This window comes from Pseudomonadota bacterium (assembly GCA_018823135.1).
Lineage (GTDB): Bacteria > Desulfobacterota > Desulfobulbia > Desulfobulbales > CALZHT01 > JAHJJF01.
The window spans coordinates 20,460-35,427 of record JAHJJF010000068.1; the positions used below are offsets into that span (position 1 = coordinate 20,460).

Annotated in this window: 11 protein-coding genes and 1 pseudogene; 5 read left to right on the forward strand and 7 right to left on the reverse strand. The window is 47.5% G+C overall.

Annotated elements, in window-relative coordinates:
- Window position 1: 1 nt before the first annotated feature.
- The 4 genes from KKE17_06960 to argB all read right to left on the reverse strand — a co-directional run bounded on the left by KKE17_06960 (window position 2) and on the right by argB (window position 4,450).
- Window positions 2–1,210: an argininosuccinate synthase gene (locus KKE17_06960; protein MBU1709727.1), complete on the reverse strand. Its 1,209-nt coding sequence runs from the start codon at window positions 1,208–1,210 to the stop codon at window positions 2–4.
- A gap of 19 nt (window positions 1,211–1,229) precedes the next feature.
- The gene (gene argF / locus KKE17_06965) at window positions 1,230–2,141 is read right to left on the reverse strand and encodes an ornithine carbamoyltransferase (GenBank protein MBU1709728.1); all 912 of its coding nucleotides are present in this window, start codon (window positions 2,139–2,141) and stop codon (window positions 1,230–1,232) included.
- A gap of 225 nt (window positions 2,142–2,366) precedes the next feature.
- A complete protein-coding gene (locus tag KKE17_06970; protein ID MBU1709729.1) occupies window positions 2,367–3,572 on the reverse strand; it encodes an aspartate aminotransferase family protein in 1,206 nt (401 codons plus the stop codon).
- Window positions 3,569–4,450 carry an acetylglutamate kinase gene (gene argB / locus KKE17_06975; GenBank protein ID MBU1709730.1) on the reverse strand — a complete coding sequence of 294 codons (882 nt, stop codon included), beginning with the start codon at window positions 4,448–4,450 and terminating at the stop codon, window positions 3,569–3,571. Before argB ends, KKE17_06970 begins: the two co-directional genes overlap by 4 nt.
- A 433-nt stretch (window positions 4,451–4,883) precedes the next feature.
- Here argB and lptA point away from each other — a divergent pair, with 433 nt between their 5' ends.
- The 3 genes from lptA (at window position 4,884) to rpoN (ending at window position 8,114) form a co-directional block, all read left to right on the forward strand.
- Window positions 4,884–5,453 (forward strand): lipopolysaccharide transport periplasmic protein LptA, encoded by a 570-nt coding sequence (lptA, locus tag KKE17_06980; GenBank protein MBU1709731.1) that lies wholly within the window; start codon window positions 4,884–4,886, stop codon window positions 5,451–5,453.
- Between the two features lie 206 nt (window positions 5,454–5,659).
- Window positions 5,660–6,388: an LPS export ABC transporter ATP-binding protein gene (gene lptB, locus KKE17_06985; protein ID MBU1709732.1), complete on the forward strand. Its 729-nt coding sequence runs from the start codon at window positions 5,660–5,662 to the stop codon at window positions 6,386–6,388.
- A 256-nt stretch (window positions 6,389–6,644) separates the two neighbouring features.
- A complete protein-coding gene (gene rpoN, locus KKE17_06990; protein MBU1709733.1) occupies window positions 6,645–8,114 on the forward strand; it encodes an RNA polymerase factor sigma-54 in 1,470 nt (489 codons plus the stop codon).
- A gap of 11 nt (window positions 8,115–8,125) precedes the next feature.
- Here the strand turns inward: rpoN and KKE17_06995 are convergent, their stop codons facing one another.
- Window positions 8,126–8,734: a histidine phosphatase family protein gene (locus tag KKE17_06995; protein MBU1709734.1), complete on the reverse strand. Its 609-nt coding sequence runs from the start codon at window positions 8,732–8,734 to the stop codon at window positions 8,126–8,128.
- A gap of 320 nt (window positions 8,735–9,054) precedes the next feature.
- On the opposite strand from KKE17_06995, the gene KKE17_07000 reads away from it, so the two are divergent.
- Together KKE17_07000 and KKE17_07005 are read left to right on the forward strand one after the other, a co-directional pair.
- Complete coding sequence (locus tag KKE17_07000) at window positions 9,055–10,704, forward strand: VCBS repeat-containing protein (GenBank protein MBU1709735.1); 1,650 nt, start codon at window positions 9,055–9,057, stop codon at window positions 10,702–10,704.
- 319 nt (window positions 10,705–11,023) lie between these two features.
- A pseudogene (locus KKE17_07005) lies at window positions 11,024–11,286 on the forward strand (Txe/YoeB family addiction module toxin).
- Between the two features lie 432 nt (window positions 11,287–11,718).
- On the opposite strand, the gene KKE17_07010 reads toward KKE17_07005, so the two are convergent.
- Complete coding sequence (locus tag KKE17_07010) at window positions 11,719–13,005, reverse strand: hypothetical protein (protein MBU1709736.1); 1,287 nt, start codon at window positions 13,003–13,005, stop codon at window positions 11,719–11,721.
- Window positions 13,006–13,806: 801 nt separating this feature from the next.
- Complete coding sequence (locus KKE17_07015) at window positions 13,807–14,961, reverse strand: response regulator (protein MBU1709737.1); 1,155 nt, start codon at window positions 14,959–14,961, stop codon at window positions 13,807–13,809.
- Between the last annotated feature and the right edge of the window lie 7 nt (window positions 14,962–14,968).

Sequence of the window (14,968 nt, forward strand, 5' to 3'; positions counted from 1 at the left end):
GTCATTTTTTATTAGCGGTTAATGCCTGGATTTTCAACCGCAGGGCGTTTAAGCGGATGAAGCCCCCGGCATCGGCCTGGGAATACACCTCATCTTCCTCAAAGGTGGCAAAGCTTTCCTGGTACAGAGACTGGTCGGATTTTCTGCCAACCGGAATACAATTCCCTTTATACAACTTGAGACGAACAATGCCGTTTACCCTTTCCTGGGCGGCATCCATCGTCCCCTGCAGAAGTTTCATCTCCGGCGAAAACCAGAAACCGTTATAGACAAGCGTCGCATATTGGGGCACAAGGTTATCCCTGATTTTCATGACTTCGCGATCCAGGGTGATGGTTTCAAGGTCACGGTGTGCGGCCCGGAGAATCGTCCCGCCGGGAGTTTCGTAGACACCGCGCGACTTCATGCCCACAAAGCGGTTTTCCACCATATCCAGACGGCCGATGCCATTCTGGCCGCCAACGGTGTTGAGCTTTGCAAGCAGGGTTGCCGGAGATAATCTTTCGCCGTCAATTGCCACAGGATCGCCGTTTAGAAATTCCATCTCTATATAGGTGGGTTTGTCCGGGGCCTTTTCAGGGGAGACCGAGAGCTTGAACATCGACTCTTCCGGTTCCTTCCAGGGGTCTTCCAGGATGCCGCCTTCAAAGCTGATATGCAGGAGGTTTTCATCCGAGCTGTATGGTTTTTCCTTGGTCACCGGCACCGGAATGGAATGCTGTTTGGCATATGCCATGAGTTTGGTTCGTGAATTCAGATCCCATATCCGCCAGGGAGCAATAATTGTAAGTTTCGGGTTGAGAGCCATATAGGTCAGTTCAAAACGGACCTGGTCGTTTCCCTTGCCGGTGGCGCCATGGCTTACCGCGTCGGCGCCTTCTTCTTCGGCTATCCTGACCTGTTCCTTGGCAATTATCGGTCTGGCCAGGGAGGTGCCCAGGAGATAGGACCCTTCATAAATGGCATTGGCGCGGAAGGCGGGAAACACGTAATCCTTGACAAAGGTTTCCCTGAGATCAACGATGATCACTTTTTCGGCGCCGGTGGCTAGCCCTTTGCGCCGCACCTGGTCCCAGTCTTCCTCCTGCCCGACATCTGCGGCATAGGCAATCACCGGGCACTGGTATTCTTCCGTGAGCCATCTGAGGATGACTGAGGTGTCGAGACCTCCTGAGTAGGCGAGAACTATTTTGTTAACGTGTGATGACATTATTTTTTACCCTTTTCATTCATCCCAGGTGTTTCGCCAGGATGGCTTTATGGATGTGGAGTTTGTTTTCAGCCTGATCAAAGGCCACGCATTGTTTGCTTTCCAAGACCTCGTCAACAATTTCTTCGTCCCGATGCGCCGGAAGACAGTGCAAGACTATGGCGTCGGCCTTGGCGTTCTTTAAAAGGGCGGGATTTACCTGATACGGCATAAAATATTTTACGCGTTTTTCCTGTTCGTCTTCCTGGCCCATGCTGGCCCAGACGTCGGTGTTAATCACATCGGCACCCTGAACAGCCTCAACGGGGTCCCGCACCAGGGTGATCGGCATTGAGGCTGTTTTTTTGGCCTCAGCGAGAATTTCCGGGTTCGGCTCAAAACCTTCCGGGCAGGAAAGGGTCAGGGAAAAACCCATTGTGCTTGCCGCCTGGATCCAGGAATTCGCCATATTGTTGCCATCGCCCATCCAGACGATTTTAAGTTGTTGAGGCTCGCCCTTGAACTCGATTACCGTCATGATATCGCTCAGGATCTGACAAGGGTGGTGGCGATCAGTCAGGGCATTTATCACCGGGATGGAAGAGTAGTCGGCAAGTTCCTCGACAACATTTTGTCCATAGGTCCGCACCACCAGTCCGTCGACGTATCTGGACATTACTCTTGCCATGTCCTTTAAGGGTTCGTTTCTCGCAAGCTGCGTATCTTTTCCGGAAAGGTAAATGACATTGCCTCCCAAGCCGTACATCGCCGCTTCAAAAGAGACTCTGGTGCGAGTCGAGGGTTTTTCAAAAACCATTCCGATGGTTTTCCCGGCCAGCAAATCGTGCCTGATTCCATTACGGCTTTCCTCTTTAAAGAGTAAAGCCTGGTTAATATATCCTCTGAGCTGGTCCGCGCTGAAATTTTTCAGTGATAATAAATGAGTTGGCATAATTCGTACTCTTTTGTTAACCGGCCAGTTTCTGGATTTTGTGCTGTGGCTAAAATGTTAAAAGCTTTTGCTGACCGTGATTTTGAGCCAAACACGAATCAATACAAAAAAATATATATTTTGCAAACGTTTTTGTTGATAGAACCAGACTTTAAAACATCCGGAGTTTGCTGTGAAGGGTGATTTGTCCGGAAGCGGCGCGGAACTCAGGCAGAATTATAGTGATTATCTTTTGTTGTCGAATTCGGCAAGGACCTTGTCAAGTGTGCCGATAAATTCATCAATGTCGGAGTATTCGATAATCAGCGGCGGGATACAACGCAGTACGGCATTCCCCGCAAAATTAAGCAGCACTCCCTGTTCAAAGAGCCGGGTCACCATGGATGCGCCATGGGGAATCGTCTCTTCGGTCAAGACCAACGCCTGAATAAGACCAATTCCCCGCACGCCTTCTGCCAGACCCGGATATTTGGCTGCCAGGCCGTTGAGTTTTGCAGCAAGATATTCGCCTTTTTGGGCGACCCCTTCAAGAAAACCCTTGGCAAGCATGGTCTTGACCACCGCAATCGCCGCAGCACAGGCAACCGGATTTCCGCCGAAAGTGGAAGCATGGGAACCCGGCTCAAAGGCGGCGGCAATTTTGTCTTTTGCCAGCATGGCACCAATGGGCAGGCCGTTTGCCAGGGCTTTGGCGAGAGTCATGATATCAGGTTCAACGCCGGACTGCTCATAGGCAAAAAGGCTGCCGGTGCGGCCCATGCCAACCTGTATTTCATCAAATATAAGCAGGAGATCGTTGTCATCACAGAGTTTGCGAATGGCTTTCAGGTACTCCTTGTCCAGAGGCCGCACACCGCTTTCGCCCTGCAGGGGTTCGCAGAGAATAGCGCAGGTTTTAGGTGATATCATCGATGCAAGGGTGTTGATGTCGCCGAAGGGGGCGTGCACAAAGCCCTCGGGCATGGGTTCGAAACCCTTGTGAAATTTTTTCTGGCCGGTGGCCGCGACCGTTGCAAGGGTGCGGCCGTGGAAAGACCCTTCAAGGGATATAATTTCATAACGGCCTTCGCCGCTGTATTTTCTGGCCAGTTTGATTGCCGCTTCGTTTGCCTCGGCACCGCTGTTGGCAAGAAAGATCCTGTCGGCAAAGGAGTTTTCAACAAGCAATTCCGCAAGTTCAATCTGCGGCATAGTGTGAAACAGATTGGAGATGTGCGTGAGTTTTGCCGCCTGTCTGCAGATAGCATCGGTCACCGGCGGAAAGCAGTGCCCGAGGCTGCAGACGGCTATCCCTGAGAGAAAATCAAGATATTGATTGCCGTCGGCATCTTTCAGCCTGCAACCGGAAGCTTCAACCATGACCGCAGGAAAGCGAAGATAGGTATTCATGAATTTTGAATTTCCCCGGTTTATCCAGTCTTTTGTGCTCATTCCACGATCTCCGTGCCGATGCCTTCGTTGGTAAAAATTTCAAGCAGAATGGCATGTTCGATTCGGCCGTCGATTATATGTGCTTTGGGGACCCCCTGGGCGATTGTCTTCCGGCAGCAGTTGATTTTCGGGATCATGCCACCGGCGACGACCCCGGAAGTGATAAGTTTTTCAGCCTCGGAGTGTGAAAGGGTGGGGATGAGCTTGCCGTCCTGGTCAAGCACTCCAGCGACATCGGTGAGCAGAATAAGTTTTTCCGCTTTCAGGTGCGTGGCCACCGCACCGGCAACAAGGTCGGCATTTATATTAAAGGCCTGTCCGTCTTCCCCGACACCCACGGGAGCAATGACCGGGATGAAGCCATTTTTTTCGAGGCTGTTCAAGACAAGGGGGTTGACATTGGTGATTTCGCCAACCCGTCCAAGGTCAATGAGCTCGGGTGGCGCGTCTTTTTCCTGGCTTTTGAGCATGGTCATTTTTTTTGCTTTGATGAGGTCGCCGTCACGGCCGGACAGGCCAACTGCCGATCCCCCGTGAAAATTGATCAGACTGACAATTTCCTTGTTGACCTTGCCCACCAGCACCATCTCGACAACGTCCATGGTCTCACCGTCGGTGACCCGCATTCCCTGAACATAACTGGGTTTGATGTTCATCCGGTCAAGAACTCTGTTGATCTGCGGGCCGCCGCCGTGGACGATCACCGGATTAATGCCGATGTATTTCATCAGGATGATGTCGAGGGCGAAGTTTTTCTTGAGCTCGTCGTCCACCATTGCGTGGCCGCCGTATTTAATAACGATGGTCTTGTTAAAGAATTTTTTAATATAAGGAAGAGATTCGATGAGAATCTTGGCCTTTTTAATGCTTTCATTCATAAATATGTTTCACCTCGTTTTTAATTACAATGATGAAATACTTCTAAAAAGTCTGACGTGCCTTCTTTTAAGATGGCTAAGTAAAAAATTCGATATACAAGGAGTAGTGGTGTTGCGAAAGCGGAGGCATACATGTGGTATGTTGAGCATTTCGCATTCCGCATAGACGCAGTAGATCGGACTTTTTACGACGCCATCAATGATGGGAAAACATCATAATGTCACATGTTCAATATGTAAAGCAACTATATAGGTGAGGATCAACGGCATTTGCTTTATTGTTTACAGGCAAATAATTCCATAGTAATGCTCTCAGGCCTATACGGGATGTCTCTCTGTTTCGGGAGACCAAAAACCCTTGTTGTAAAATCCGCGAAGAGGCTTTATTATCCGATGACAACATCTGTTGAGTGACCTGAAAGAGTATCTGGTGATGAACACTTTGAAAAAGAACTTCCTGATTATATATATAGCCCTCCTGCTTGTTTGTCTCCTGAGCGCCACAGGTGTCCTGGCTGAGGATGAGGCGGCCCGCGCCCCTCAGCAGCCGATTCATATTGAGGCAGACAGGATGGAATCCCTTAAAGATAATGATGCCGTTATGTTTACCGGCAATGTTGAGGCTCAGCAGGGCGACTTGATTATTCATGCCGGTAAAATGACGGTTTATTATTCAACAGATGGTGCCAAGTCCAGCGAACCGGGCATGGGGTTGCAGAAAATCAAAAAGTTCATTGCTACCGGAGATGTGAAGATCATCAGGGAAGGCTGGGTTGCCACGGGAGAAGTTGTCGAATACTTTGGTTTGGAAAAGAAGGTATATCTTACCGGCAACACCAAAGTGCTTCAGGATAACAACATGGTTACCGGTGATAGCGTCACCCTGTATCTTGAGGAAGGAAAGAGTATTGTTGAGCGGAGCGGTGAAAACGGATCAAGAGTGAAGGCCTTTTTCTATCCTGATGCGGACAATCAGGGTGAAACGAATGATAAATCACCATGACATGCATAGTATGCCAAGCGTTGAATTCCCTCCAGGCTACCGAAATTCCCTCGTCATCTTGTATGTTTTCTTACAATTCCTGTGTGTTTTACTGTAAATAAATTGTACATATGTGAATGAGATATATGCAGTCATTTGCTGTAATCCTGGGGGAGACCGGTGAAGCCCTCATTCCGTGAGGTTCGTACGCTAAATTAATAAATGGTATGAATGTGTCTGTCCTCGAAACCTGTGAAATAGTCAAACAATACAAGCAGCGCCGTGTGGTCGACGGTGTGAGTCTCAAGGTTGAGACCGGGTCGGTTGTGGGCCTGCTGGGTCCTAACGGCGCCGGAAAGACCACCTCTTTTTATTCAATCGCCGGTTTCATTAAACCTGATTCCGGAACCGTTCTCCTGGACGGGAAGAATATTACCTCTCTGCCTATACACAAACGTGCCCTTCTGGGGATTTCTTATCTGGCGCAGGAACCGTCGGTTTTTAAAAAACTCACCGTCGAAGAAAATGTCCGTATCGTGTTGGAGCCTCTCGGACTGGCCAAGAAAGAAATCAAGGAGAGAATTCAGCGGTTGATGGAAGAACTGAAGATTGAGTATCTGGCAAAAAATCTGGGCCATTCCCTGTCCGGCGGTGAACGAAGAAGGGTGGAGATAATGCGTGCTCTGGCGACAAACCCGCGCTTTATATTGCTTGATGAGCCTTTTGCCGGAATTGATCCGCTGTCGGTAGCCGATCTGCAACAGATTATTTACGAATTAAAGGAAAAAGGGCTTGGCGTGCTTATTTCCGATCATAATGTGCGCGAAACACTTATGGTCTGTGATTACGCCTATATAGTCAATCACGGCAAGATCCTCACCAGTGGCGCGGCCGAGGAGATAGTAAACAGTGATATTGCCAGAAAAATGTATCTGGGTGAGAATTTCAGTATGTAATCATCCTGGCCCGAGGAAACAGTGCTGTTTCCAGTCCATCCTTGAGGGGGGATAAGCCCTTTAGATTCGAAACCACGGAAGGGGGCAGTTGATCTTCTCGCACCATTCACACTGTAAGTGAGTATTTCCCGTAAAGGCTCTAAACAGGATGTACTAAAAATTATTTGATGTGCTATAGTAGAAGTATTGAACGGGAATTAAAAATTATTATGCGCTTTCTCAAAAATTATATCCTTACAAGAGGGAACTGAAATTTATGGCTCTGGAACTTCGGCAACAGATGAAACTGACGCAGCAACTGGTGATGACACCACAGCTGCAGCAGGCGATCAAGTTGCTCCAGTTATCCAGGCTTGAACTGGTAACAACCATCCAGCAGGAAATCGAGCAGAATCCACTGCTTGAAGAAGACGGCTTATCGTCCTCCGATGCCGAAGGCGATTCCGGCGAAGATTACATTACCGGCGAAGAGGTTCCCGCCCCGGTCAGCGAAAAAACCTTTGAAGTAAATATGGACGGTAATTCCTCGTTATCCGAGATCAATTGGCAGGACTATGCCAATGAATATGAGCATAATCTGCCCTACCGACCCGCCGAAAGTTCCGACCTGCCGTCACGCCTTGATATTCTTACCCAGAAACCAAACCTGCAAAGCCATCTTCAATGGCAAATCAATTTTGCAGACCTCACTGACGACGAAAAAGAGATTGGCGTCTTTATCATAGGAAATCTTAACAAAAACGGTTTTCTTGAAGCGGACCTTGATGATATCACCGGAAAGACAGGATGTGACGAGGCTACCGCAATTCGGATTATCAAAGAGGTTCAGGAGCTTGATCCAGCAGGTGTTGCCGCAAGAACGGTTAATGAATCACTCCTGCTGCAGTTGAAAAGACTGGGGCTTGAAGATTCACTTGCCGCAAGAATCGTCCGGGACCACTTGAGCAGCCTCGAGACCAAGAACTATGCGGCGATCATCAAGGCCACCAAGCATTCCCAGGATGATGTGCTTGCCGCGATAAGGATCGTAACCAACCTTGATCCTTTTCCGGGCAGTCAGTATTCAGATGATGAGCCACAATATATTACGCCGGATGTTTATGTTCATAAGATCGGTGACGAATACGTCATTTTGTTGAACGACGAAGGGCTGCCGAGGTTGAAACTCAGCTCCTATTACAGGGATATTCTTAAGAAAGAATCCAACGCGTCCACTTCAACCAAGGAATATATCCAGGATAAACTCCGTTCCGCAACCTGGATGATCAAAAGCATTCAGCAGCGGCAGCGGACGATTTACCGGGTTGTCGAGAGCCTGGTCAAGTTTCAGAAGGATTTTTTTGAACGGGGTGTTGCGCATTTAAGACCATTGGTACTGCGGGATGTTGCCGAAGACATCGAGATGCATGAGTCAACGATCAGCAGGGTGACCAGTAATAAGTATGTGCATACGCCTCAGGGCATTTTTGAGCTCAAGTATTTTTTTAATTCCTCCATTGAACAGAAAGACGGGGACGCATTGTCCTCTGAAAGCGTCAAAAACCGGATTCGTTCGATTATTCAGGAAGAGAACTCAGATAAACCGTTAAGCGATAATGCAATTGCCGAGATCTTCCAGAAGGAAGACATCAGACTTGCCCGCCGCACAGTTGCAAAATACCGTGAGCAGATCGGTATTTTGCCCTCCAAGTACAGAAAGAAGTCCAAGCTGACCTCATGTAAATAATTTCTTGTTATTCAAGTATGCTCAGCAGGCGGGTGGATTGTGTCCACTGTGGTTTGGCCATCTTTCTCTCTGCTCAGGCGGATTACTGCGCCGTTATCAAAGCTGATGCTTCTGAAATCTTTCATGGGCAGATCTCGGTAATGGAGAAGCAGGCAGCGCAGAGGGATGAGGTGGCTGACAATAAGCGTATTTTGCCGGGTGTTGATTTGAAAAATCTGTTCAGCGGCCTCTACAGCCCGCTGCTGCACTGCGTACAGGGTCTCGCAGTCAGGGAGTTCGAACTTTTCGGGTTGGCTGAGCCAATGGGGATATTCATTGCCGAACCGCTCTCGCAGTTCATCCTTGGTGCAGCCGTCCCAGTGGGGGATGAGGATTTCGTTGAGTCGCTGGTCGATTACGATTCCGGCGCCGGTAATCCGGCTTAAGATGCCGGCGGTTTGCGTGGTTCGAGGAAGCGGGCCTGAAACAATTGATCTGATATTTTTCGGAACAAGTTGCCTGCCCACCGACTCTATTTGAGTGATGCCGTCGGCATGGAGGGGTTCCTGGCTGCGGCCTGCAAATATTTTATTCAGGTTGGCGGCGGTAATACCATGGCGAATGAGGTAGATTTCGGTCATTTTCGTTTTGTAAAAAAGAATCTTAATGGCAAGGGTAACGAGGTTTTTTACATATTATCATCGGAATGATGGCTTTTTATTTATAACTGTTTTAAAAATACTGACGGTGAATGATCTGGTCAAACAGGCTAAAGGTTTTTAGTCTATTAGGCCATAGGAAAAAACTTTTGTAATCTCAAGAAACCAACAGCCTTTAGCCGGCAGTCGGAGTAGTCTGGTTTCCTTAATGATTGTTGCCGGATACCAGAGGCTCTTATGCTATCAGCCTCGTTCATACGAGAAAAAATAATTTTTATCAACCGGAAAGAAAAGGATCCAACGTGAAAAGAAATAAATCTAATCTGATTTCAAGCTTGATTGCCCTGACTTTTTTGTTATTAACCGGCATTGCCGGTGCATCAGAAGAATCTCAAAAACCCCGTGTTGCCTTCCTGCCTTTTGAAGTCCATGCCGCAAAAGACCTTTCATATCTTCAGGATGGCGTGCGGGTTATGCTGGCAAGCAGACTTGCAGCAGGCGCAGGAATCCAGATTATCGATAAATTGCAGGTTGATTCCGCTGTTGCCCAACCCCAGTCCGAAAATATGATCAATGCTGTGGCTCAGGCAGTAAAGGCTGATTATGTGGTGATCGGCAGCATAACAGGCCTCGGAGGCAGTGTCAGCCTTGATGCAAAAGTGTATAAAATGCCTGAACCGGGAGCGTATGAAAGCTTTTTTGTCACCGCAGCCCGTGAGGAGGAAATTATTCTAGCAATCGATCAGCTTGCCTGGGATATCGCCTCTAAGGTATTCGGCGCCGAACCTCCGGTCAGAAAGATGAGGACCACAACAGCTGACACTTCTTCGCAGACAACCTTTCAGACCGCCCATCCGGACCGTGCATTTATCACCCCCGGCGGCGTTCCGGTGCCGGTAATCACCGGAACGCCCGCAGTTCCTGCCACGCCCCCAACAACAGTGGGCGCTTTCGGATTTACCAAGACCCAGAATCTCAAAAAAGTTGATCTTCAAGCCATGGATATCGGTGATGTGGACGGCGACGGCGAACAGGAGATAATTCTTGCCGGAAAAAGCCGGGTGCATGTCTATAAACTTAAAGGAAATAATCTTCAGGAGATGGCAAAGATTGACGGAAATTCTCAATATAAAAACATTTCAGTGAGTGTTGAAGATCTCAATGGTGACGGCAAGGCCGAGATATATATCTGCGCCGCTGACCATAAAGAGCCGGATTCGTTTGCGGTTGAGTGGGACGGCGACAGCTTCGAGCATATCTATAAAGACCAGAAATGGTATACGAAGACTATGACTGTGCCCGGTCGCGGAATCACTCTGGTTGGTCAGCAGCCAGGACTTCCCGCTCTTTTTGAGCGCGCCATTTATCTGCTTCAGGTGGAAGGCGACGGTTTAGTTGCAGGCGATACACTTGCTGCTCCCGAGGCCCTTGATCTATTTGATTTTTCCTTTGCCGACCTTGACCGTGACGGCGAGGACGAGTTTGTCGTGTTGGACAGCAGATCGGACCGGATTATGGTTCTTGAAAGCAACGGCGGTGCGGTCTGGTCCAGCAGTGAATACTATGGCGGTGTATTACGCTATATCGGCGGCAAGGATCCCCTGGATTTCACCGATGATAAGGTGGCAAGGTTTTATATCCCTTCACGGATAATTGTTACTGAAGTAAATAATGACGGGATTGTTGATGTGATCGTTAAAAAAGATTCCGCTGAATCTTCAAGGTTGATGGCGGATTCCAAACAATACCCCAGCGGCGCCCTGCATGCGCTTTCGTGGAACGGCATTTCCCTTGCCACGGTCTGGCAGACAAACAAGATTGACGGGTATATTGCCGATTACCAGCTTCGCGAGATCAACGGCAAAAAGATCTTGTTTGTGGGGATTCTGCTTCAGGAAAAAGGTGTGTTCGATTCGGCGATCAGCACTGTGCTGATGTATCCGGTGAACTAAACCGCGCTGACTCGATAAATAGAAATAAGGTAACGGTCTGATTTACGAAAAACCGTACGATTTTATCAGGAGGCTGATATTCGTGACAAAAATTACTGTTTCAAAAGCAAGGGCAAAATTTACGGCTAGTTGACTCAGTGGCATCCGAGCACAAACCGGTTACAATCAGAGGTAAACGGGCAAGCGGTGTCCAGGTTTCGGAAAATGACTGGGAGGCAATACAGGAAACTCTTTATTTAACATCAGTTCCCGGCATGTGAGAATCTATCAGGGTGGGTTTGGCAACTCCTGTCGAAGAATGCGCTGAGGAGTTGGATTGGTGAGTTGGAAAAGAGTATTTACCAAAATGGCTCAAAAGGGTGCAAATAAAATATAAAGAGCAGGCTTAAAGGCCCGTGTAGAAAATCTACTATCAGTCTTCAAGAAAATCCTTTCAAAAATCCCCCTTCATACGAGAAGCTTGTTGGAGATCTGGACGGTGCATATTCCCGTAGGATCAACATCCAGCACCGGTTGGTTTATCCAGTGTTTACAAATGCAAAGATCATAAAGATTATTCGAATGTGGACACACTACGAGTAATCTTTACTGAAATTTTTGACGTGTTCTAATTTGTTGAAATTATGCATTTATTTCAAATCAGGGCCATTGAGTCATTTTTGAAAGATTCCAGGTAAGGTAAGTTTACCCGACTCCGGAACCCGGGATTAAGCATTTAGAATGACCGATGTTGCTCCATTGCTTCGGGTTTCTGGTTGCTGAACTCTACATAGAAATTGAATAATTTGATCGTTATCGCTGATTAATTCATTTATATTCAGTTGGTTCAGTCTGCTCAGAAAGTTCAAATCTTTAGAAATTCCACAAGAAACTGCTGGCAAATCACTCAAGTGCAAGTGGTCTGGAAACAATCGCGACTGCTTTCGTTAGTATTTGCTCCCCCCAATAAAAAAACCCTGCTCAGGAAAACCTGAACAGGGTTTTGGTATAACGGAACTGAAGAGCTAAGACAAATTAGAAGTCCAGCGTAAGGCTGTGACGAAGGAACCAAACGTCATCAACTTCAGCAGTTGGGGTCGTTTTCCAAGCATCTCCAGTCAGGAGGTAGGCAGCTTCGATGCCGTAGGAAAGGCCGTTTGAAAGCTTCCAGGTCAGGAAGCCTTCAAGCTCGATACCAAGATCATCATCCGCTCCAACAGCAACTTCATTCAGGGTCATGTAGTTGACACGTGCTTTCCAGGAGATATCATCGGTGATTTTTCCTGCACCATTAACCTGAACCAATAACATGTTCTGCAGGCCGGTGTTTTTGCTAGCAGCTCCAGGTACTTGCAGGATGTAACCGACCATGGTTGAGTAATAACGAACGTCAGACAGGAAGTTAATGAATTTTTCCTGGTCGGTATCAGTTGCGTCTCCATCACCGGTGCCATATCCGAGAACCGCACCAACTTTTACCGCGCCGGCATCCATGGAACCGTCAACAACAACCGCATAACCTGCAAAGCCGTGCTGTGCAGTAGGGGTGCCGCCAGTGAATGTACCGCCGTCATCACCCATCTGGTAGTCGAGACCGGCTTTAAGTGCAACAGGACCGAATTTGCCGCCGAAGTCAATACCCAGGTTGTACATGTCCAGAACATCACCATCCCTGTTCAGGTTGGTGAGACTTACTCCAAGGTTTGAAGCGCCCATTTTCTGCATCAACAGCGCAACATAACCGTCGATATCGTCATTTGCGGAGGTGTTACCTTCGTTGAATTTTATGGTCAACAGGCCGATATGGGTATTGCTTGAAGGGTCCATGTAGACAACGATCGCATCGTCGCCATCAGTTGTGTGGTCAAAAAACTGTTTGTTGTTCAAGGCAAGGGGCATATGGCCGACTTTCACACCAACCATGCCCGGATCGTAGTTGATCCATGCCTGATTAATCTCCATACTGCCTCTCTTGGAGCCGCCGGTATTCAGTCCAGCAGCGCCGTCCCAGTTATACGTATCACCGGAGCCTGAACCGGTTTCCAGGTGTATATAGCCGCTTGCTTCGTCGGACAGAACTGCTTTGACGCCCAACTGTACGGTTGAGTCATATCCTTCTGCAGTGGAGCCATCCGAGTTGGCAACGGTTGTGGTGCTTTTGCTGTAACCCCGAGAACGGATTTTGCCGTCAAGGGTAATTTTTGCGTTTTTGCCCGCAACAACTGACTGCTCAGCCGGAACGGTTCCATGAATTGCAAAGGCGCTGGCTGCGAAGCCAAGCAGGAAAGTGGTACCTAATGCTGCTGTTAATGTTTTTTTCATGTTACCTGTAACCCCCCTCGTTGAATTTATAAAATAATTTTGCTTGTTAACGGCCTCCGGCCGCTGCCTTCAGGGCCGGATTTCGCTTTTGAGTACAAACTCAACAGAGGAATGCCGCCCAAACAAAAGTTAAACGCTTAAAAATTGAAACAAAAATTCTTCGGTTTTTAAAATTCTTCCATCACCTCCTTTCCCTTAATTTTGTATCAGGGCAATTATTTCTGAAATTTTTAATAGGTATCAAGCCTAAAATTTTCGATAATAATTTATGAGGTTTTTTCGATCTATTTTTACATATATTGTTGTGGATTAAATCACTCAGTGCCTGTTTTGTCAAGAAAATCGAGTCGTTAATACCAAAAATATATGCATCCCCGTTTCACTGGCATAAATCCATACCACAATGTGGTACCCATATCAACAATTATGTTCTAGTTTTTTTCTCCTGTAAGATTAATGGATCATTAGTAATTATATGTTATTAAATTTTTAAATAGCGTTATCTTATGAGAAATACAAGGAAAAAAATGAAAAACAGTGAAAAAAATGCATCAATAAAAAAAAACTACAATATGTTGTGTGCAATTGAGTGCAATGCATACTAGAAACCATTTTTTTCCTTTGAATTCAACAGGTAGCAAAGATTCATTAGGGATGTTTGTTAATTGATTATTTGTGGCGGCGTGGATTTTTTATTTTTATCATCTATAAATGAATCAAAATTATTGTAAAAAATAGCTGAAAAGGAAAGGGGGGGAATTGTAATATTTTTTTGTTTGGAAAGGCAAAGGGAGTAGGGCGTTAAAGACATTTATCAAGGATTTCTCTAGCTCGCTGGTTCTCAGGATCGATTTTAAGCACCTGTGACGCCCATTTGTCGGCGCGGATAAGTTTGTTGATATCAAGGTATGCCTGGGCAAGAGACAGCAGCAGCTCAACATTGGTGCCGGCAATCTCAACCGCTTGCTCCAGGGCCTTGATCGCCTCGTTGTTGTCACCCTTCATCTGCAGGGCGATGCCCAGATTTCCGGTGAGATAAAAGCGATCCGGATTTTCTTTAAGAATGGCGCGGTAAGCTTTTACGGCCAGTGCCGGGAGCTTGTTATTACGGCAGGTATCGGCAATCCGTTCTTTGGTTTCGATATCAGGATTGGTCCGTAAAACGAGTTTCAATACTTTTTCAGCTTCCCTGTATTTTCTTTGACCGAGAAGGAGATCCGCAAAGTTAAGAGCCCGGTCGGCATGCCGTGGGCTGATTTCCATGGCCCTGGCATAATTATCGGTGGCCTTGTCTATTCTTCCGAGGTGAAAGAGAATCTGCCCGAGGCAATGATAGGAGACAACATCAAGACGGTTTAAATCCGTGGACCGTTCAAAACAGTTCATGGCGTTCTTGAGGTCTTTTTTTCCCATGAAGAGCAGGCCCAGTTCCCGAAGAGGTCGGGATGACTGCTGGTGCGCGGTCACTGCTTTTTTTGCTTCGGCAATTGCTCCTTCAATGTCGCCTTTTTCCTTGAGATCGCGTATTGCCCTGAGGCTCAAGGTAAGGGCATCCGGGTTTTTTGCCTGATTCAGCAGCTCCTGTATTTTCTGTTCCAGGGTGGCGGTTACGAAGGGCTTGGTCATGTAGCCATCCACATCGTGTTCCGCTGCTTCGGCAACGATTTCCATATTGGTGTCGGCGGTGACCATCAGAAAAGGGATGTCCCGGTACTTAGGAGACATGCGGATTCGATGCAGAAGTTCGGTGCCGGTCATCTGCGGCATGTTGTAATCGGAGATTATGAAGTCGATGGTGTTGTCGGGGTTTTCCAGGTAATTCCAGGCATCAAGGCCGTTTTGCGCCTCAAAGAATTCTCTGCCGAAATTTATGAGCCTCAACATGGCCCGGATGGAGCGGCGCATGTTGTCCATATCATCGACTATGAGGAAATTCATTTTGCTGGGATGTTTCATTAATGAA

Coding starts and splice junctions, on each gene's coding strand:
- argB (MBU1709730.1), bottom strand. CDS start 4,450: ATGAATGAAAGCATTAAAAAGGCCAAGATTCTCATCGAATCTCTTCCT.
- argF (MBU1709728.1), bottom strand. CDS start 2,141: ATGCCAACTCATTTATTATCACTGAAAAATTTCAGCGCGGACCAGCTC.
- KKE17_06960 (MBU1709727.1), bottom strand. CDS start 1,210: ATGTCATCACACGTTAACAAAATAGTTCTCGCCTACTCAGGAGGTCTC.
- KKE17_07015 (MBU1709737.1), bottom strand. CDS start 14,961: ATGAAACATCCCAGCAAAATGAATTTCCTCATAGTCGATGATATGGAC.
- KKE17_06970 (MBU1709729.1), bottom strand. CDS start 3,572: ATGAGCACAAAAGACTGGATAAACCGGGGAAATTCAAAATTCATGAAT.
- KKE17_06995 (MBU1709734.1), bottom strand. CDS start 8,734: ATGACCGAAATCTACCTCATTCGCCATGGTATTACCGCCGCCAACCTG.
- rpoN (MBU1709733.1), top strand. CDS start 6,645: ATGGCTCTGGAACTTCGGCAACAGATGAAACTGACGCAGCAACTGGTG.
- lptB (MBU1709732.1), top strand. CDS start 5,660: ATGAATGTGTCTGTCCTCGAAACCTGTGAAATAGTCAAACAATACAAG.
- KKE17_07010 (MBU1709736.1), bottom strand. CDS start 13,005: ATGAAAAAAACATTAACAGCAGCATTAGGTACCACTTTCCTGCTTGGC.
- lptA (MBU1709731.1), top strand. CDS start 4,884: ATGAACACTTTGAAAAAGAACTTCCTGATTATATATATAGCCCTCCTG.